The following is a 21,448-nucleotide window of genomic DNA, read 5'->3' on the forward strand; positions in this document are numbered from 1 at the left end:
TTATATTATAAACTATTTTCTTTTGTAAACTGAATTACTTCACTTAATTTTCCGAAAGCGATTGCTACATGCGTATCTGCTGCACCATAATAAACTGCTAATTTATCTTCTTCAATATCGTGTAAGGCAGCACAAGGGAAAACTACATTCGGAACGTCTCCAACCATTTCATAAGTCTCTGCTGGTCCTAATAAATAAGGTTGTGTTCTGTATTTTACTTGGTCTGGCGAATCAACATCTAAAAGTGCTGAACCCATTGCATAACGGAAACCGTTGCAAGTATTGATTACTCCGTGGTAAATCATTAACCAACCTTCGTCTGTTAAAATCGGAATTGGTCCTGCACCAACTTTTGTACATTGCCAAGCACTTTGTTCAAACGGACTCGGTTTCATAACCAATCTATGTTCTCCCCAATATTTCATATCTGGGCTGTAACTGATCCAGATATCTCCAAATGGCGTGTGTCCGTTATCACTTGGACGGCTTAACATCGCGTATTTCCCGTTAATTTTTTGTGGGAATAAAACACCGTTTCTGTTGAATGGCAAGAAGGCATTTTCGCATTGGAAAAATTCCTTAAAATCGAAAGTATAACCAATACCAATTGTTGGTCCGTTGTAACCGTTGCACCAAGTAATCCAGTAACGGTCTTCGATCCAAACCACACGAGGATCATATTTATAAGCAGATTCGATCATTTCTGTATTTCCAGATTTCATCTCAATTGGTTCGTGGTTGATGTCCCAATTGATACCATCTTTACTGAAACCAGCAAAAATGTTCATTTGAACCGCTTTATTATCACATCTGAAAACCCCAGCATATCCGTCTCCAAAAGGTACAACTGCACTATTGAATATACTGTTTGATGAAGGAATCGAATATCTGTCGATAATTGGATTCTCAGAATATTTCCACATTACATCTTTACTGTTTTCGGGTCTGTCTTGCCAAGGAATAGTACTCATTTTTTGTTTTTTTATTTATTAGTTTTTTATTCTTTATATTCTTTTGTTTGTGACTGTTGTTTTGAACTGTCACAAACAGTTTTGTCATTTCGACGAAGGAGAAATCTCCACGAGTAACTCTACAAAGATTGGCAACTTACGAGATGGAGCTTCTTGCGAAGATTTCTCCTTCGTCGAAATGACAAACTGTATGGTAAAACTTTGTCAAAGTTCGAAACTTTGACAAAGTTGCTACACGTATTACTCTTCTATCTTTCTAACTCTATCCAACCAAGTAAACTTCAACACAGTAGTCGTCACTAAGAAAACCACCAAAGCAACTCCAGCTTTCGGATAATCTCTGATAATGAAATAAATTGGAAGCAGAATCATACTTGACTGCCATACAATTCCAATTACACAATTCATCATATCTAGATAGAAATCATTATTTTTTTGAAAAGATTGGTCTTCCGCTTTTAATTGCTTGTAAACTGGATTCCAGAATCCCCATGGTCTAACATTACTGTAGAACGATTTTAGAACCTCCATATCTGTTGGTTTGCTTAAGTAAGTTCCTAAAAGACAACCTAATATTGACATTCCGAAAATTAATGGGAATAAGTAGATTGATGGTACTTGCGAAAGGTCATGCAAGAATGTTCCAGCTGCTAAATTTCCTTTGTTTTGATCTAAAACGAATTGAAGAGAAGCTGCAATTAATCCGCCGACCATTCCCCAGAAATACCCCCATCCGTTGAAACGCCACCAAATCCATTTTAGGAAGTTTGCTGCAACGTAACCTCCGTATAAAGCACTTGTAATCCAAAGTGTTAATGAGTTGATAGAATCTGCAAAGAATCCCATGAAAACTCCAAGACCAACAACCAAGAAAGAAGAAATCTGACTTACTTTAATATAGTGTTTGTTTGAAGCAACAGGTTTGAAATACTTTTTATAAATATCATTTACAATATACGCTGGACCTGCATTTACGAAGGCTGAGAATCCAGACATGAAAGCGGCTAATAATCCTGCTAAAAGAATTCCTTTAATTCCAACTGGGATATAAAGATTTACAACTTTTGGCATCAATAATTCTAAATCTGCTCCTGTTAGATTAACGTTTGCGTTTAATTCTGGAGCTAAATTTACTAAGGCAATAACTACAATTCCTGTGATTAATAAATACCTCGGAATGAATAAAATCAAGTTGGTAAAACCACTCATGTAAGCCGCTTCTTTTACCGATTTCGTAGAAAGAACTCTTTGTAAATCGTAACTTGGAGTTGGTCCTGCAACACTCGCAAAAAATCCTTTGAATAAAGTCATTCCAATAAAAGCGCCGAACATTTTGTAACCTTCAGTATCAATTAATCTGTTGAAAGTTTCGAATTTATCGCTCCATTGCGTTTCAAATTCCCATCCGAAGAAAACATTTTTCCATTCTGGTGTAATAACCGAATTGATTTGAATATCTGTATAATTAATGAATGCATAACCCGCAATTAAAACTCCCGCAACAATCATAATAATATATTGCACTACTTCTGTCGCTACAACAGAAAACATTCCGCCTTTAACCGTATAAATGGTTGTTAAGAAAATGATTAACAAAGCATAAGCTTGTTCAGATGTTAAGAAAACACCGCCATTCATATGAATCGTTAAATCCCAAGGAAGAATAATGGTTACAAATTTTCCGATTCCAACGAAGAAATACGCGATGAAACCAATTGTCGAAATAATAGCAAAAATAGCTACAATAATATGCGATGCTTTTCCTGCTTTGTCGCTTCCAAAACGAGTTAAAATCCATTCAGATCCCGTCATTACTTTTGATCTTCTAATCCAGACTGCGAGAAACATCATGACAAAAATCTGATTCCAGATTGGCCAAAGCCACATAAACATGAAACTTTTTACGCCATATAAAAATAAAACTCCAATCATCCAGGAAGTTCCTGAAACATCAAACATTCCTGAGCCATTGCTCAATCCTAAGAAATACCATTTGATTGATTTCCCTCCAAGGAAATAATCATCAAGTCCTTTTGATGCTTTTCTTGAAATCCAGATTCCGATACCGACCGAGAGTACGATATAGATTAAAATGATTGATACGTCAATAATGTTCATTAAATTATTTATTTTGAATTAGTTAGTTTAGACCCCAATTTTGGTTTGGCTGTGCTCCCATTACAAAATGAAGTACACCGCCTTTTTGCATTTCTTGGTGAGAAATGGCTGTTTTATTAAATGTTTTTCCGTTTAAAGTAGCCGATTGGATGTAGAAGTTTTTGTCTGAAACATTTTCTGCTTCAATCACAAAAGTTTTTCCATTTGGAAGATTTAAAGTTGATTTCTCAAAAATCGGACTTCCAATTTCGTATTCACCAGAAGCTGGATTCATAGGATATAATCCCATTGAGCTAAATACATACCAAGCCGACATTTGTCCACAATCTTCGTTTCCGCTTAGACCATTTGCAGTCGTATTATATTGCGTATCCAAAATATGACGCACCCAATATTGCGTTCTCCAAGGCTGACCTGCATGGTTGAACATATAAGCAATGTGGTGGCTTGGCTCGTTTCCGTGCGCATATTGTCCGATCAAACCAGAAATATCTGCTGAAACATTGTTTCCTGTAATTTCAGAACTCTCTGTAAATAACTGTTCTAAACGTTTTGTAAATGTGTCATTTCCGCCATGAAGTTTAATAAAATTGTCAACATTATGAGGAACAAACCAGCTGTGTTGCCAAGCATTTCCTTCAGTATAATCTGTGTGTTCTCTATGATTAGAGTGTTTTGGGTCGAAAGGCTCATTCCAAGATTTTCCATCTTCCGATTTTCCTCTCATGAAACCAGATTTGACATCAAATAAATATTCGTAAGCTTTTGAACGTTTCGAGAAAAACTCATAATCTGCTGTTTTTCCTAAAGCTTTTGCCATTTGAGCAACGCACCAATCATCATAAGCATATTCTAAAGTAATCGTAACTGATTCGTCTAATAAGTTGTATGGAATATATCCGTATTTTTTGTAGAAATTCAATCCGCGTTCGTCCTGCATCATCGTTGCTTTCATCGCTTCAAAAGCTTTTTCAGCATCAAAACCTTTAATGCCTTTTAAATAAGCATCTACAATAACTGGAATCGAGTGATATCCTGTCATTGTATTGGTTTCATTTGCATATAAAGTCCAAACCGGAAGTATCTTTTTGGTTTCGTAGTACGCTAACATCGAATTCACCATATCTGAAACCCTACTCGGATCCAAAATAGTTAGCAATGGATTTTCAGCTCTAAACGTGTCCCAAAGCGATAAAGTAGAATAAGCGGTATAATTTTTTGAAGTTACAATTTTATCATCCTCCGTTCTAAATTGTCCGTTTTTATCACTGTACGTTACTGGAGCAACTTGAGCATGGTATAAAGCCGTATAGAAAATAGTTTTTAGAGAATCGACTGGAGTTTCAACTGTAATTTTGCTTAAAGCTTTGTTCCAAACTGCAGAAGCGTCTGTTTTTACTTTCTCAAATTCTTTGTTCTCTTCTAGATTATCTTTCGCATTAGCGATACTTACAGAAGAAAGCGCCACTTTTACGCCTAATTCTTTAGAGTTTTTAGGATCGAAAAATAATTGAAGAGCAGTATTTTCGCCTTCAGCGCTTTTCCCTGAGACTACTTTTTTATCTGCCGTAATAATAGATTCAATAATTGGCTTAGAAAATTTTGCTACAAAAAATACTTTCTGATTTTTTGCCCAACCTGTACTATAACGGTAACCGCTAATAGTATTTGCATCTTCAACTGTAATAGCTGTTTTTGTTGCTTTGTCCCAATTAATAGCAAAACCTAAGTCGACAACAACAGATTGTGTGTCGTTATTATTATAGGTATACTTATGGTATGCGGTTCTTTGTGTAGAAGTTAATTCTACATTGATTTTAGGATCTTCAAGAAAAACTTTGTAATAACCCGGTATTGCTTTTTCGTTAACATGATTGTATTTTGATTTATACGGTAAGAAATCGCGTGAAGCGGCTTTGGCGGTTAAGTCTAACTTTTTGTCTGTCGGCATAAATAAAATATCTGCCAAATCACCGATTCCTGTCCCGCTTAAATGTAAATGACTAAATCCAGAAACTATGGAGTCAGAATAATGATAGCCCGAACACCAGTCCCAACTAGAAATTCCATTATCTGGACTCACTTGAAGCATCCCAAACGGAACTGTTGCGCCAGGATATGTATGTCCGTGGCCTCCAGTACCTATAAAAGGATCAACATAATTTGTTGCAAAACTTTGCGGATGTTTATTTTTATCTACATTTATTTTGCAACTTGCAGTAAAAATTACCGTCAGAGAAAGCAGCGTAATTTTCCTCATATCAAAACAATATTAATTTAACTTTAAATTTATACAAATTCAACTTTTACCAAAATATTTTTAGACGGACGACATTTAAACAGCTCTAAACATCAAAAAATAGTAACAAACGACATTCTTTTCTACGATTATGATTTTCAACTCCAGCAAACCTTATAGTTTACCTATACGTTATCATGTTTACTTTTGGCTGACGTATTTTGTGTTTAATACATTCCGATGGGGAAGCTATTTTAACGATTACGTTTACTCTTTAAAAACTACTTTACTCGGATTTCCTATTCACATGGCATTATGTTATCTGAATATTTTGGTTTTAATGCCCTATTTGGTTTACCGTAAAAAATACTTCCTATATATAGTAACCGTATTGTCCGCTATTTTTATAATGGTGGTTTTAAAATTTAACCTCACTTATTTGCTAATTACACACAATGTCTGGCCAGAAGGTCCACAGACCATCAACACGCTTACACTCAATTACACGATAGACATGATGATGGGAGAATTGTATGTAATGACATTTGTTACAGCAATTAAAATTACTTTGGATTTCTTAAAAGAGCAAAGACGTGTTACCGATTTAGAAAAATCTCAACTAGAAACCGAATTATTGTTTTTAAAATCGCAGATTTCTCCGCATTTCTTCTTTAATACCTTAAATAATATTTATTCGCTTTCGGTAGAAAAATCAAACAAAACACCAAAGATCGTTTTAAAACTTTCTGAATTGATGCGATACATGCTTTATGAAACAAAAGGCAAAAAGCAGACTTTAGAAAATGAAATTATGTGCATTCAGAATTATCTGGATTTGGAAAGAATTAGAAATGGAGAACGCCTTGAAGTTAACATGTATATCTCTGGAGATATTCATGATAAAGAAATCTCACCGGTATTGCTTTTGACTTTTGTAGAAAACGCTTTTAAACACGGAGTAAACAAAAACACTGGTAATGTTGTAATTGACATTAACTTTAAAGTAAAAGGAGATTATTTATATTTCACAATTTCAAACCCAATGCCCGAATTTACCGTACATAAAGATAATTTTAACAAGTCAAGTGGTATAGGTATTGAAAACGTAAAGAAAAGACTCGAATTAGGATATAATAAAAGTGACTATAAGCTTTCATTTAAAAATAAAAAGAATATTTTTGTCGTTAAACTAGTTATAAAAGTTACTTGACCCCGCCTTTTATAAGTTTAGAAAACTATACCTACAAAAAATCACATACCGGCCAAAAATAACAGTACAAATGAAAATAAAGTGTTTAATTATCGATGATGAGCCATTGGCAATAAACGTTATTAAAAATTATATTGAACAGATTGAAGATTTAGAATTAGTAAATACTTTTAGTAATTCTATTGAAGGATTAAATTTCTTAAAAAACAATACTATAGATGTAATTTTTCTAGACATTAACATGCCTGTTTTGGATGGTATTAATTTTATTAAAAGTTTAGAAAACCCTCCTTTACTTATTATCACAAGTGCTTACGATCAGTTCGCAATTGAAACGTATGAGCTTGATGTTTTAGATTATTTGGTAAAACCAATTGAGTTTCCGAGACTAATGAAAGCGGTAAACAAGATCAACAAACGCCTTAATAATACCACTAAAACACCACAGGAAAATAGTAAAGAGAATCCTTTTATTTTCGTGAAAATCGACAAGAAAAAAATGAAAAAGATTTTCTTGAACGAAATTCTAGTTATCGAAAGTTTAAAAGATTATTTAAAAATCAGTACAACTTCTGGTAAATTCATAATTCACAGTACTTTATCAGATTTTACAGGATTACTGCCAGAAAGAGATTTTATTAGAATACATCGATCCTACACAATTGCAATTGATAAAATTGATGCTGTAGAAGGAAATAGCATCGAAATCGAAGGACTTCGTTACGTTATCGGAAGATCTTATATTGATGAAGTAAAACAGAAAATCCTTAATTCATCTATATAAAGGTTTAACCGTAAAGCACGCAAGGATTTACGCAAAGTTCGCTAAGTTTTTTTAAGTTAGTTGATAAAGAAAAGAGAATCAAAAAGTTCGCAAAGCTATTCGTTAAGCTTTGCGAACTTTTTGATGCTCAATTTTCAAACAACGTAAAAATAAAATCTTGGCGAACTTTGCGTAAATCTTAGCGCTCTTTGCGGTAAAAAAACTTTTCGGTTAAAAAAACAAAACTATAAAAAACGAAAATGCGGCCAACCACGACCGCATTTTCTCTCAATTATAGGTAACTAACCAAAATAAACCATGAAATAGTCTATTATCTTTATTGCTGCAAAAGCACTTAGAAATGATAACGCTTAAACGCCTCGATAGCCGAGTAATCTGCTAATCCTAAGCTGTGATATTTTTCTGCAGTCAATCTGTTTCTGTCTTCAACTCGCACCCAAAACTCCCTGCTGTCATCACCTTGAAACATAACGCCGTCTTTTTGAGACTGATGATAAAAAATAGCATGTCGTTTCTTTAAAACCTGATCAGGACTCATTGGTACTGCCATGTCAATTTGGTACGATTCCCATTCATGCCAAGCGCCTCTGTAAAGCCAAACCCAACAATCGTCCATAAAGCTGTTATGTTTTAGTCTTTTTAAAGCTTCAAACAAACTGTCTAAACACACTTTATGAGTTCCGTGCGGATCTGCCAAATCTCCGGCAGCATAAATTTGATGCGGTTTTATTCTTTCTATAATATCACACATAATGTTGATATCTGCATCCGAAAGATTATTCTTTTTAACCGTTCCTGTTTCGTAAAACGGAAGATCTAAAAAGTTTACGTTAGAATCTGGCAAACCAATGTAACGTGTTGCTCCAAAAGATTCGCTTCTTCTTATTAATCCTTTTAACTTTCTAACTTCTAGTGAATCGATTTCATTTCCTGTTCTATTCTGAAGAAAGTCAATTATTTTGTCCGACATTCTAGAATCTGGATGTAATGCTTTTGAAATTTCAGCAAACTTCAAAGCTTCAACATCTGAAACTGCAATATTTCCAGAAGTCTGATAGGCTACATGAACTTCATGACCTTGCTCTACCAAACGGTCAAAAGTTCCTCCCATAGAAATCACATCATCGTCTGGGTGCGGGCTGAAAATGATAATTCTTTTTCTCTCCGGCGTGGAACGCTCCGGTCTATAAGTATCATCTGCATTGGGTTTTCCGCCCGGCCATCCAGTGATGGTTTGCTGCATTTTATTAAACATTTTAATGTTCAAATCGTATGCAGTTCCTTCTTCCGTCAAAAGACTCGACATACCGTTGTCGTTATAATCTTTATCCGTCAGTTTCAGGAAAGGTTTCTTCGTTAACTCACTTAACCAAGCCACCGCTTTTAATTTTAATTCATCTGTCCAAACACAAGACTTAACCAGCCAAGGCGTTTTAACTCTTGTCAATTCAGACGAAGCTTCTGTATCTAGAACAAATGTTGTGTTGTTATGCTCTTGCAAATACGTAGCTGGAACGTGCGAAGAAACTTCTCCTTCGATTGTGTTTTTTATAATTCCTGCTTTACTGATTCCCCAGCCAAGCAAAACGATTCTTTTTGCGTTTCTAACGGTTCCAATTCCCATTGTAATGGCTTTTCTAGGAACATTATCAATTCCTAAAAAAGAAGAAGCCGCATCAACTCTCGTGATATGATCCAGAGTAATGCTTCTAGTTCCCGAATTCACGTGCGAACCAGGTTCATTAAACCCAATATGTCCCGTTCTACCGATTCCTAAAAGCTGAAAATCTAAACCTCCATAAGAGATAATTTTCATCTCGTAATCAATGCAATATTGCTGTAATTCCTCGGCGCTTACCTGCCCATCAGGAATATTGATATTTTCAGAAGGAATGTTTACGTGATTGAACAAATGTTCGTGCATAAAATGATAATAGCTCTGAATATCATTTTTATCCATCGGATAATATTCATCTAAATTGAAAGTCACAACGTTCTCAAAACTCAGACCTTCTTCTTTATGCATTCTAACTAATTCTTCATAAACCTTAATTGGCGAAGAACCCGTAGCCAAACCTAAAACACAAGGCTCGTTTAGCTCATTTTTTCTCTGAATTAAATTGGCAATTTCCTGCGCTACCAATAAAGAAGCTTCTTGCGACGATTCGAAAATAACATTGTGAATTTTCTCAAAACGTGTTTCTTCAAATTTTCCTGCTTCTCTAAAACCAATATCTTCTTTAATCATTTGCCTTGCCATTTAATTATTAAGATAAAAGTAGAATTATATTATCCGCTTGTACTAAAAATTCGACTAATAACGGCTAAGCTTCGGCAAAAGACAAAATAGGACAGTTTCAAAAAGCAACTCCTTTTTTAAAAAGCTTCGGAGAAGCTTAATATTTATAGAAATAATCTACGATTACAAAATCAAAGCTCCAGCGGAGTGACATATTTTTATACAATCGTATTATATGTCGCTCCGCTGGAGCTTTCCTCATTTCCTTTATGGTAATCTATAAATATTTCACCCCTCCGGGGTTTTAATGTAGAACATAATCTTATAAATATTCCAATATCGGCTCTTTTTAAAACAACTTTGTTTTCCCAAAAAAGGACTTTTATTCCACAACACCTATTTCGGCTATCGAAACTGTTTGTGTTTTCCCAACAGCTGATGTGGCAACAAATCTTAAAAATCTAGCTTTTACCGCAGTAAAACTCTTAAGCTGTTCAATTGGATTATGTTTGATATTTGAGAATTCTCCCTCAGATTGTTTCGTCCAAGTAATATTATCTTCGCTCGTATAGAATTCGTAATTCGAAATCAAATTCAAATTATTTCCAACTTGCTGTGGCGTATAAGTAAAGCCATTTATCGTATGCAATTCGCCCATATCAATAATGACTACCTGCGGCAATTTATTTTCATTGTTTCCAAAAGCCCAATCGGTATTCGCATCGCCATCAATAATTCGTTCAACCGATTTATTGTCTCCGCTTGAAATAGAAATCACTCTCCATTTCTCTTTAGAAACACCATATTTAGCTGTTTTTACCGCGCTATTAATTTTCTCTTTTGTATTTCTCGAAATAGCTTTTATTTCTACTGCTTTATTATATACGAATGGAGTTTTGTATAAAGTACTTTTTTCTGAAGGATTTTTTCCGTCAAGCGAATAATAAACTGCATTTCCTTCTTCCGATTTAATCGTAACCAAGCCATTTTTATCACGAAGAATTTGAGGTTCTTTTACAAAAGTTGGCGCATTATATGCCTCAATTGCACTAATTACAAATCCTGCTTTTGCATCCAGAATATTTATTCTAAGTGCAGAAGCCGTAACGCGATCTAAACGTAAAATCCTTTTGTAGCCAATTGTCGTTTCGTTGGCAATTGTTTTCCATTGTCCGTCAACTTTTGCTTCGACCGAAAATGCTTTTACACGCTGTCCAAGTTTAATATATTCTTGAAGTAAAACTCTATTGATTGCAGTTGGCTTTTTAAACGTAAATTCAACTGTAGCTTGTTTCACTTTATCGTCAGTTGCCCAATACGTATTTTTATTTCCGTCAATAACATTCTGCGGACCAAAATTAGAATCGTTTGCACGAATATTTGAAGCTTGAACCTGAGTTCCTGCCAATAGTTCTTTTTTGAAATCGGCTTTAATTGTGGCAACCAATTCTTTCAATCTTGCTTCGTCATTTTCATGAACCAAACCACGAGTATCAACTGGAAGATTTAATAATAAAGTAGCATTTCGTCCAATCGACTCGTAATAAATATCTACCATTTCGTCAAGCGAACGAACTTTATCGTCTTCAACTGAATGATAAAACCATCCTGGTCTGATCGAAACATCGGCTTCGCCAGGAACCCATTTTTCACCGTCTTCATGTCCAGACATAAACTCAGAGTAATGTACTTTTCCAGCCAATTCATCTTTCTGGCGTAGTAACGACCAATTGGTTTTTCCGGCACGTCCTTCCTCATTTCCTATCCATCTTGCTTCAGAAGGGCCAACTCCCCAAACTAAAGTTTTTGGCGCAATATCATAAATCAATTTATACGTTTCATCCCAATTATAATAAGTCAAAGAATTGATTTTTCTAGTTTCGTTTGCACCACCATAATAACCGTCTCCGCCATTTGCTCCGTCAAACCACATTTCGAAAACGTCTCCATAATTGGTCAGTAATTCTTTTAACTGATTTCTGAAATAGTTAATATATTCAGGTTTCCCGTATTGCGGATGATTTCTATCCCAAGGCGAAAGGTATAATCCCAATTTTAAATCGTATTCTTTACAAGCTGCGGCCAATTCTTTAACCAAATCTCCTTTTCCGTTTTCCCAAGGTGAATTCTTAACTGAACGTTCTGTATAAGCCGATGGCCATAAACAGAAACCGTCATGATGTTTGGCAACCAAAATAATTCCTTTCATTCCAGCCTCTTTTACCACGCGCGCCCATTGGCGAACATCTAACTGCGACGGATTAAAAAGTTCTGGTGATTCGTCTCCATAACCCCATTCTTTATTCGTGAAAGTATTTAATGAAAAGTGCACAAAAGCATAAAATTCCATTTCCTGCCAATCAATTTGTTTCTGGGTCGGAACTGGTCCAAAAGGCTTTGGTGCATTTGCCAATTCCTGACTTGAAACACTAGAAATTACACCAAAAAGACATAAGGAAAGAAATATTTTTTTCATTGCTGATTTACTTTAGAATAGTCTATAAAGCATAAATGTAGTATAAATTGAAATCTTTCGAATAGAATTTCGACCAACAACATTTTTTACAGCGTTTTGGTATGAAATGATTTTATTTAAATAATTCGTGCTGAGTATACTATTGTTTTTTGAAGTTGTCTAAAAAATGAAGCCCAAATCTGTAGATTTGGGCTTCATTAATATATTTTGATTGTAGTCTTACAGCTTGAAATATTTTATTTACAGAGAAAATGTATTGCTTTAACTATCAAAAGCAATATTAGCTTAGTTGCCAACAACTGCTTTTAAAGCTATATATTTTCCCAGATCTTTAAAGTTATGTCCTTTTTCTCTCATAGCTTTAATGAAAGTTGGCGTTGCACCAACCGCTTTTGCACCCACAATATCATTTAAATCTAGATCTGAAAAACCCAAATCCATATATTCCTTAATTAAATCTGCCGTGATATTTTGCGATTTTAAAGCTGCGAGATTTTCAGACGAAATGTTTTTATAGCCTACTTTTTCGAATTGAGTAACATATTCTGGAGTTACATTTAAAGCTTTTAAAGCAATTAAGTCGTCATTTGAAAGATCATTATAACCCATTTTCTTAAAAGAATCAATATAAGCTTTATCTATGTTTAAAGTTTTGAAAGCAACAATATTGTCCTCATCTCCTTCTCCATTTTCATTCTTTTTTGTTTTTGCCGAAGAACGGTAATCATTAATATACTTTCCGTCAATATTTTGAGATTTTAAAGTGATCAGATTTTCTGGCGAAACATTTTTATAACCCGATTTAATAATATCTTCAATAAAAGCTTTATCAATGTTTAAGGATTTAAAAGGAATCAGCGTTTCAATATCTATATTTCCAATTCCAGCATCTTTAATAGAATCGATGTAATCTTCACTTACGTTTAAAGCCGCCAACGGAATTACTTGTTCTTTGTCTACATTTTTATACCCTTTTTTATGCAACATTTTTACATACGATGTTTTTATATTTACAGCAAAGAAAACCATAAGATCTGTATCATCTGCCAATGTAATCCCTTGTGCAGCCATTTCTTTGGCGAAATTTTTATTGCCAACAAATTTATACGTTCCCATTCCGGTATTTCCTTCAAATTTTCCGGTAAAGTTCATTGTTCCCGCTTCACGCGTTAGAGAAAATGTTCCTTGTTTATCTTTTGATAATCCGCTAAACTCGCTAATATCATAAGTATGAGTAGAATGGCTATTCTCGTCGTTTTTAAATTCCATTTCTACTTTATTGCCTTTGATTGTGGCAAACCAGTTTCCTTCGGTTCGATCACCTTTTTGAGTGTTTGGATTCGCTTTAGTTTCTTCGTTTTTAAGATTCGAACTTAGCGTCTGACTTTGCGCTGCCGGTTGATTAAAAAGGCAGGCAAACAATACCAATAATGGTAACAGGAAAAAATATTTCCATGTTGTGTTTACGTTTGATTTTTTTGAATTCATCATAATGATTCGTTTTTTGAGTAATGATTGATTATAGTTAGTTGTAAGACTCAAAGGAAATTGTGGCGCCGCTACCTTAAGCAGGCTAAATTGATAACTTTCTTTTTCTACACTACCTTGTTGTAGCATTTCGTTATCAGTCAAAAATTCAAGATTGCTTTCTAATGCTTTTCGCCATTGCCAAGCAAAAGGATTAAACCACTGAAATATAAGTACGATTTCTGCAAGCAAAAGATCAATAGTATGTTTTTGCTCAATGTGAATTTTTTCATGCAGCAAAATCTGATTGTACGTTTCCCATTCGTATTTTTCAGGATTTATAAAAATATTATTAGCAAAAGAACAAGGTGCTTTATCGCCTGTTATTTCGACAATTCTAAATTTTCCATCCCTAATAATCTCTGATGTGTACGCTCTGTAAAATAATATAACAGCTTGCATTAAAAAATTAAGCGCAAAAACAATGACACCAAACCAGTACAAATACACTATCCACTGCAGGACCAAAGCCATATTAAATTGTTGCTTTGTTTCATTTACTAAAACTTCATTTACAGGAAGTGGTTTTAGCTCAGCAGTTGGTTCTTTTGCAACTGTTTTTTTTATGGAAGGAATAGCTGCAGTTACTTTCTGTTTTTGAAGGGAGAATTGCTGCGGAATCGGAAGCAACGGCAAAGTAAAAGCTATTAGCATGCACGCAAGCAAAACAAATCTATTCAAGTTATAAAAAGTTTCTTTCTGCAAAAGCAGCTTATAAAACATAAGGCAAGCAAAAAGAATAAGTGCTGTGTATAGAATATAAGGTATCATTTAGAATCTTTTTTTATCATGTTTACGATTTCGTCCAATTCATTTTCGGTTAATTTTTGCTCTTTAGCAAAAAAAGCAAGCATTCGTGGATACGAATTATCAAAATACTGACTCACAACATCTTTTAGTGCAAATTGTTGATATTCTTCTCTTTGAATTACTGGAAAAAAGCAATGCATATTCCCTATTGTTTCCCGATTTAGAAACCCTTTTTCTTCTAATATTTTGACAATCGTTGCAACACTATTATAATGTGGTTTCGGATCTGGCAACAATGGAATAATATCTCTGATGAAGGCTTTGTTTAAATCCCAAAAAACCTGCATAATCTGTTCTTCTCGTTTGGCTAATTTTATCATAATGGAAATTCTTTTGACAAATATAACTACTAATTAATTAGTAGCAAAACTAATTGATTAATATTTATACTAATTAATTAGTCAGACCAGTAATTACGGAATATTCAGGCAATGAACTTTCACCTTTAACAACTTAAACAACAATTAGTTACAACCTTAAAGTAAAGTTTAGATACAAAAATCAATATATTTTTGATCTATTAAATTAATGCCATCGGAAGTTTGTAGAAAAATTTCAGAAGAAAGAAGTAAAGAAGAAAGTTCCTTTTTTTGTCAATTCCTGACTAGAAGATTGACTATTTTATTTTAGTTTTCCAAGCTAATCAATCCTCGTAGTTCTAATTTTTGAAATCGAAATCAAAATCACAGACAAAACGACAAAAGAGATTAAAACGAAAACTCCGTTGATGAGTGCTGTTTGCAATCCGAGCTTAGTAACATCAATAAAAGGATAAGGATAAAAGCTAGAAATAAAACCGTGGATTATGGTATAAATCATGTAAATAATCGGGTAAACCAACCAAAACCAAATGGTTTTAAAAGAGATCTTTTCTGGACTTACAAAAAACAGCCAGAAAAAGAAAAATAAAACTGGTACAACAGTATGGAAAATTTCGCTTACAATGCGATGGTGTCCTTGCAAATCTAAAATTGGGCGAAGGAGCACATTAAAAACAATTCCGACAATCAAAATGTAAACCGTAATTGCGGTGATTGTGGTGCATTTTTTGAAAAAAGCATTTGCTTTACTATTACCACCAAATAGCAACAAAGCACTGCAAAGAAAAACGATCGTATTTGTTGTAATGGTAAAAAAACTAAAAAAACGAACTGCTGCACTGAAAAAAGTGAATTCAGGATTTTTCAACAGTAAATAAAACTGTACAGGCAAGGCGTATAATTCTAGGGCAAAAATAATACCTAGCAAAATCTCTCCTTTTATTTTTGTGGTATTTTCTTTTTCCATATTTCACTAAAAGTCAGATTACTAAAGTAAAACATTTTATTCAAAATAGCTACAAGACTCTTTTCTGTTTTTCGCTCTCAGCAATAGTTTTTTCAAGCCTTGACAATTGTGTTTTTTCCTGCTTGGCACTCATAATCCAATGAATCATAACTTTCTTGTATGAAGGTGCTTGCTTCTCAAAAAACTCCCACGCGATTTTGTTGCTTTTAAACTCTTTTTCGTAGGATTCCAAAAGCGGAACTGGTTCTTTTTCGTGCGAATAAATCTTAGACTTGTTTTCGGTTCTAAAACTAAACGCTTTTAAACCAGCATCAGTCATTAATCCCGCTTTTGTCAAATCTTCTATCTTCTGAATATTAATTGCGCTCCAAATACTAGAAGGCTTTCTTGGAGTAAAACGAATCGTATAGCTTTCCGCATCAATAGATTTTCTAACACCATCAATCCAGCCAAAACAAAGCGCTTGATCAACCGATTCTGGCCAGCTCATAGAAGGCTTTTTACTCGTGACTTTATAAAAACCAACCAAAAGTTCTTTTTCTGTCTGATGATTTTTCTCAAGCCATTTTCTAAAGTCTAATTGATTTACGAAGAAAGTTGGTGTCATCTATATCTATTTTATTTTTAATAAATTCTTATAATAATTTTTCTGTTTTAGCTAAGAAATCTTCTGTAACGGTTTCAATATTGATATTCATTCTTTCAGCTAAAACTGTAAGCCACCAAATTGATTCTCCAATTTTATGCTTCAATTCTTCTTCTGTATTTGCTTTTGGCCATCTGCCTTCATGCGACATAACATGGCGACCAACCAAACCAGCATCGGTTAGAAAAGCCAACGCATCTTCTTCTATTGTCCATTCACTTCCATGATGCGCTACTTCTAGTTCATGATAACGCTTTCTTATCTGTGCAGAACGTTGTTTTAATTCTTCAAAATTTAATGATGCCATAATTTAGTTTTTAGTAAATAATTCTTTAAATGCAATTGGACTTACATTTGTCTTCTTTTTAAAAAGTTTATTGAACGACTGTGGATGCTCAAAACCTAATTTATAGGCAATTTCAGAGACTGAAAGAGTTCCTTTTGCAATATATTCTTTAGCCTTTTCAATTAATTTGTCATGAATAAACTGCTGAGTATTTTGTCCCGAAATACTGCGTAATAAATCGCTCAAATATCGGGGTGACAACTGCATTTCATTGGCTACAAATTGTACGGTTGGCAAACCGTTTTCTTCTGGTTTTTCGCTATTAAAATAACCTTCTAATAGTTCTTCCAGTTTAGAAAGCACATCATTATTAACCGCTTTTCTGGTTATAAACTGACGGTTGTAAAAACGATTGCTGTAATTAAGCAAAAGTTCTATCTGCGAAATAATAACATCCTGACTAAAATGGTCTATTCGTTCGTTAAGTTCATTCTGAATATTTGTAAAAACGCCTAAAATTGTCTCTTTTTCTTTTTCAGAAAGATATAAAGCTTCGGCAGCAGAATAAGAGAAAAACCCATATTTTTTGATATTCGTATTTAAGGAATAAGGACGAAAAAAATCAGGATGAATATTTAATGACATTCCGCTGTAATCCGCTTCTTCGTCCTGCATTTTCAGAACTTGTCCCGGAGACACAAACGACATTCCACCTTCTTCAAAATCATAGAAACCGTGTCCGTATCTCAGTTTTCCTGAAAAATTTGTTTTGAAAGATATTTTATAAAAATCCAAAACAATTCCGTTTTCAAAATCTTTGGGATCAAATACAGCTTCTCCATAATTCAGAATACTTATCAGCGGATGCATTGGTTTAGGCTGTCCCATAGCTTTATGCAACTCTGAAACAGACTGGAATATTCTGGGTTGATTTTTCATTTTAATTTTCTGAGGTTTTTACAAATTTACAAAATGTTCGACTGGCGCAATATTCCAACTCACGGTGCTTTGATCAATCATATCGTGTACAAGAGAATCACTAAGTTCTGTCATTAATTTATGCATGGCATTAGTACCTTCTTCTACACTATCCCAAACAAGCATGTCATACACAAAATCTTTTTTTAATTCAAAAATTGTTCGGGAACGAAATCCTTTTTGGCGTTTCAAAAAAGCATCAATTTCAGTATTTGCTTCAATAAATTGTTTGGCTGTAAAACCTTTGAGTTTAAAGGTAGTCAATTCTATAGCTTGATTTTTCATCTGATCTGTAAATTAAAAAGTAAACATAGATTTGATGTTCTGAATCTGAGTTTCAGCTCCCAAACTTAATCGTTCGTTATATAATGCATTTGCATCTTTTCCTGCTACATAACGCAATTGGCTTTTATTATCCGTTGCTGCTTCATAAATAATTTGAGCAACATCTTCAGCATTTGTATAATTGTCAATTTGTTCAGCGCTATAACCTTTGCTAACTTCTAAAGTTAATTTTTCATACGCTTCATGCTGAGCAACTTCCATAGATCTTATGGCAAAATCTGTTTTCATTCCGCCTGGCGCAACCACTTTTACCTGTATCCCAAACTGAACTAATTCTGATGCGAGACTTTCCGAAAATCCATCAACAGCAAATTTTGTAGCGCTGTAAATAGAACAAGTTGGAAAACCCATTAATCCAAAAGTAGACGTTATATTAATGAAAGCACCGCTTTTTTTCTCACGGAAATGAGACACAAATGCCTTTGAAACCCTAATAACGCCAAATAAATTAGTCACGATCTGACGTTCAATTTGATGATTTTCCAGAGATTCCAAAACGCCAATTAAACCATAACCTGCATTATTCAGAACCACATCGATAGAATATTTCTCCAAAACACTTTTAATCGTTGAATCGATCTGTTCTGGATTTGTTACATCTAACGGAAGTACAATGACGTTTTCCAGCTGGTTTAATTCTGTTTCTTTTTCCGGATTTCGCATCGTGGCAATGACTTGCCATCCTTTACTTTGAAATAATTTTGCTGTAGATTTCCCTAATCCTGTTGAAGCTCCTGTAATAAAAATTGTCTTTTGCATTTTTAATTGTTTTAAAATTATAATGCAAAGATCATCCGAAGCCTAAAGTTGTTTGTAGCCGTTTTGGAAGATGTCGTAGCCAAAATGACGAATAATATTAAAAACAAAAAAATCCGATTCTAGTTAGAAACGGATTTTTTTGTTTCGCTCCTCCGGAGCTTTTTCTCCATATTGAATTAATCTTTTCTATAAATATTTCGCTCTTCCAGAGCTAATATTGAAAACGACTAATTACCTAAAACAAAGCTTCGGAGAAGCGCAATATTTATAGAAAATAATCAACGGTTACAGAAGCAAAGCTCCAAAGGAGCGGCATATAAAATTAATTAACGTTTATTTTAATCAATGAAACCGGAATTCTATTCCCAACCTTCGCCTTCAACTGAATATTCTCTTTCTTCCCATTTGACTGAATAATAACAACACATTTTCCATTAAACAACTTACAAGAATTCGCTTTAAAAGATTCTAAATTGGCCTGATAACCATTATCAACACCAACTAATTTTCCACCGCCAGAAACTTCAAAATTAATTAAATCCATTGCGGTTGGCAATAAGTTTCCGTCTTTGTCAACCATTGAAACGGTTACATAAACCAAATCATAAGTGTCGTTTTTAATTGATGTTTTTTCAGCTTTTAAATCGATTTTAGAAGCTTCTCCTGCTGTGCGGATTTCTTTTTCTAAAACTATTTTTCCGTTCTTTCTTGAAACCGCTTTTAAAGTTCCAGGTTCAAATTTCACAAGCCAAGAGATATGAAGATCATCATTTTGTTTTGCTTTCTTTCCTAGCGACTTTCCATTTAAAAATAATTCTACTTCATCGGCATTGTTGTAATACGCCCAAACTTCTACTTCTTGATCTTTTTTCCAGTTCCAATGCGGTAAAATATGCAGAACCGTTTTATTCGACCATTCGCTTTGGTACATATAATACACATCTTTTGGAAGACCAGCTAAATCTACAATTCCGAAATAAGAACTTCTTGCAGGATACGGATACGGATCAGGTTCTCCAATATAATCAAAACCTGTCCAGATAAAAGTTCCCGCCATGAAATCCTGACTTTTTATTGTTTTCCAGTTTTCTTCATGCGTTGCTCCCCAATACGATTTCACCTGATCGTAAGCCGAAACCGTCCAATCAGCATTTCCGTCAAAAGGAGCGCCGTGTTTTGTTGGCCAAGCTTTAATTCCGTCAGGAAAATCATAATGACCACGTGTTTCTAAAGCCGAAACACTTTCAGAGGCTAATATTTTCTGTCCTTTAAATTTAGTTGGGAAATCTTTATACTCTTCGTGTTTGTAATTGAATCCCAAAAGATCTAAAGCTCCTGACTGATAAATAAAGTTTTTCTCAATTACATTTTCTGTCAAAGCCGAAGTTACAGGACGAGTAACATCTAATGATTTTACGATTTTAGCTAATTCTCTCGTAATCGCAATTCCTGTCGAATCAAACTGTTCTCTAATTTCATTACCAATACTCCACATCATAACCGATGGATGATTTCGGTCTCTTTTGATAAAATCTTCCAAATCCTGTTTGTGCCAAGCATCCCAATCTTTATGATAATCGTTGGTAACTTTTTTCTTTTTCCAAACGTCAAAAGCTTCGTCTTGAACGATAAATCCCATTTCATCGCACAATTGCATCATTTCTAAAGAATGTGGATTATGAGACATTCTGATAGCATTTGCTCCCATTTCTTTCATTAAAGTCAGTTTTCTTCTAACCGCATGAATGTTTTCAACCGCACCCAAAGCACCATTATCGTGATGCAAGCAAACGCCATAAATTTTGGTTGGAACACCATTTAGAGAAAATCCTTTTTCTGAATCAAAATTAAAATATCTAAATCCAAGTGGAGTTTCATAATTATCAACCAATTTCGATTTCTCGTAAACCTTTGTAATGACTTTATACAAATACGGATTTTCTGTACTCCACAATTTCGGCTGTTTTACTTTTAAATCATGAATCTTTTTTTCTGAGGTTTTAGCACCAATTTTTTCTGTTGATGTAAAATTGGCAACTTCTTTATTTTCTGAATTTACAATCGAAGTAACCAGTTTAAATTCTTTTGCAACAGCATTATCATTATCAATCGTAACTTCTAGATGTATTTTTGATTTTTCTGCTGAAACTTCTGGCGTTGTTACAAAAGTTCCCCACTTCCCTACATGCAGTTTTTCACTGGCAACCAAACGTACATTTCTGTAAATCCCAGAACCCGTATACCATCTTGAATTGGGTTGTGCATCGTTATCGACTTTTAAGGCAATTGTATTTGATTTTCCAAAGTTTAAATATTGCGTCAAGTCATATCCCAAAGAAATATATCCATTCGGACGCATTCCTAATGATTTCCCATTTATAAAAACTTCACTGTTCTTAAAAACACCGTCAAATTCAATTGAAACCGTTTTGTTTTTCCAGTTTGCAGGAATTGTAAATACTTTACGATACCAGCCTTTTCCTGCAGGTAAAAATCCTTGTGCTTGTTTCGTTTTACTGTCTTTGTCAAAAGCACCTTCAATACTCCAATCGTGCGGCAATTGAAGTGTTCTCCAATCTGATGTATTGAAATTGGCATTTATTGCTTCTGGATAATCTCCTAATTTGAAGTTCCAGTTTTTATTGAAATCTTCTACAATTCTGGCTTGTTTTTGTGCAAAAATTGATACTGAAAATAATATTATTATTGCAACTACTATCTTTTTTAAAATCATAATATATAAATAATCTCTTTTTTAAAATTCCAAATTTCT

Annotated in this window: 16 protein-coding genes; 2 read left to right on the plus strand and 14 right to left on the minus strand. The window is 34.1% G+C overall.

The features are described from left to right. Positions 1–5 precede the first annotated feature (5 nt). The 3 genes from JC605_RS17015 to JC605_RS17025 all read right to left on the minus strand — a co-directional run bounded on the left by JC605_RS17015 (position 6) and on the right by JC605_RS17025 (position 5,349). A complete protein-coding gene (locus JC605_RS17015) occupies positions 6–971 on the minus strand; it encodes a glycoside hydrolase family 130 protein (RefSeq protein WP_198857345.1) in 966 nt (321 codons plus the stop codon). Positions 972–1,211: 240 nt separating this feature from the next. Continuing rightward, a complete protein-coding gene (locus JC605_RS17020; RefSeq protein WP_198857346.1) occupies positions 1,212–3,089 on the minus strand; it encodes a sodium:solute symporter family protein in 1,878 nt (625 codons plus the stop codon). A 22-nt stretch (positions 3,090–3,111) separates the two neighbouring features. After that, positions 3,112–5,349, minus strand: a complete 2,238-nt coding sequence (locus JC605_RS17025; RefSeq protein WP_198857347.1) for a GH92 family glycosyl hydrolase — start codon at positions 5,347–5,349, stop codon at positions 3,112–3,114. 130 nt (positions 5,350–5,479) lie between these two features. Here JC605_RS17025 and JC605_RS17030 point away from each other — a divergent pair, with 130 nt between their 5' ends. Together JC605_RS17030 and JC605_RS17035 are read left to right on the plus strand one after the other, a co-directional pair. Continuing rightward, positions 5,480–6,538 carry a sensor histidine kinase gene (locus JC605_RS17030; RefSeq protein WP_198857348.1) on the plus strand — a complete coding sequence of 353 codons (1,059 nt, stop codon included), beginning with the start codon at positions 5,480–5,482 and terminating at the stop codon, positions 6,536–6,538. A gap of 70 nt (positions 6,539–6,608) precedes the next feature. Beyond that, the gene (locus tag JC605_RS17035; RefSeq protein WP_198857349.1) at positions 6,609–7,322 is read left to right on the plus strand and encodes a LytTR family DNA-binding domain-containing protein; all 714 of its coding nucleotides are present in this window, start codon (positions 6,609–6,611) and stop codon (positions 7,320–7,322) included. Between the two features lie 334 nt (positions 7,323–7,656). On the opposite strand, the gene nagB is transcribed toward JC605_RS17035, so the two are convergent. The 11 genes from nagB to JC605_RS17090 form a co-directional block, all read right to left on the minus strand. Beyond that, the gene (nagB, locus tag JC605_RS17040) at positions 7,657–9,570 is read right to left on the minus strand and encodes a glucosamine-6-phosphate deaminase (RefSeq protein ID WP_198857350.1); all 1,914 of its coding nucleotides are present in this window, start codon (positions 9,568–9,570) and stop codon (positions 7,657–7,659) included. Between the two features lie 373 nt (positions 9,571–9,943). Then, complete coding sequence (locus JC605_RS17045) at positions 9,944–12,037, minus strand: alpha-L-fucosidase (protein WP_198857351.1); 2,094 nt, start codon at positions 12,035–12,037, stop codon at positions 9,944–9,946. A 285-nt stretch (positions 12,038–12,322) separates the two neighbouring features. Next, positions 12,323–14,335 carry a M56 family metallopeptidase gene (locus tag JC605_RS17050; protein WP_198857352.1) on the minus strand — a complete coding sequence of 671 codons (2,013 nt, stop codon included), beginning with the start codon at positions 14,333–14,335 and terminating at the stop codon, positions 12,323–12,325. Further along, the gene (locus tag JC605_RS17055; protein WP_198857353.1) at positions 14,332–14,694 is read right to left on the minus strand and encodes a BlaI/MecI/CopY family transcriptional regulator; all 363 of its coding nucleotides are present in this window, start codon (positions 14,692–14,694) and stop codon (positions 14,332–14,334) included. The genes JC605_RS17050 and JC605_RS17055 overlap by 4 nt, the downstream gene beginning before the upstream one ends. A gap of 319 nt (positions 14,695–15,013) precedes the next feature. Then, positions 15,014–15,661 carry a Pr6Pr family membrane protein gene (locus JC605_RS17060; RefSeq protein WP_198857354.1) on the minus strand — a complete coding sequence of 216 codons (648 nt, stop codon included), beginning with the start codon at positions 15,659–15,661 and terminating at the stop codon, positions 15,014–15,016. Between the two features lie 49 nt (positions 15,662–15,710). After that, entirely contained in the window at positions 15,711–16,268 is a 558-nt protein-coding gene (locus JC605_RS17065; protein WP_198857355.1) for a YdeI family protein, read from the minus strand. Between the two features lie 28 nt (positions 16,269–16,296). After that, entirely contained in the window at positions 16,297–16,614 is a 318-nt protein-coding gene (locus JC605_RS17070) for a MazG-like protein (RefSeq protein ID WP_198857356.1), read from the minus strand. 3 nt (positions 16,615–16,617) lie between these two features. After that, a complete protein-coding gene (locus JC605_RS17075; protein ID WP_198857357.1) occupies positions 16,618–17,532 on the minus strand; it encodes an AraC family transcriptional regulator in 915 nt (304 codons plus the stop codon). An 18-nt stretch (positions 17,533–17,550) separates the two neighbouring features. Continuing rightward, the gene (locus JC605_RS17080) at positions 17,551–17,856 is read right to left on the minus strand and encodes a hypothetical protein (protein WP_198857358.1); all 306 of its coding nucleotides are present in this window, start codon (positions 17,854–17,856) and stop codon (positions 17,551–17,553) included. A 12-nt stretch (positions 17,857–17,868) separates the two neighbouring features. Further along, the gene (locus JC605_RS17085; RefSeq protein WP_198857359.1) at positions 17,869–18,675 is read right to left on the minus strand and encodes an SDR family oxidoreductase; all 807 of its coding nucleotides are present in this window, start codon (positions 18,673–18,675) and stop codon (positions 17,869–17,871) included. Between the two features lie 322 nt (positions 18,676–18,997). Beyond that, entirely contained in the window at positions 18,998–21,409 is a 2,412-nt protein-coding gene (locus JC605_RS17090) for a sugar-binding domain-containing protein (protein WP_198857360.1), read from the minus strand. Positions 21,410–21,448: the final 39 nt, after the last annotated feature.

This window comes from Flavobacterium sp. IB48, assembly GCF_016405855.1.
GTDB lineage: Bacteria > Bacteroidota > Bacteroidia > Flavobacteriales > Flavobacteriaceae > Flavobacterium > Flavobacterium ginsengisoli.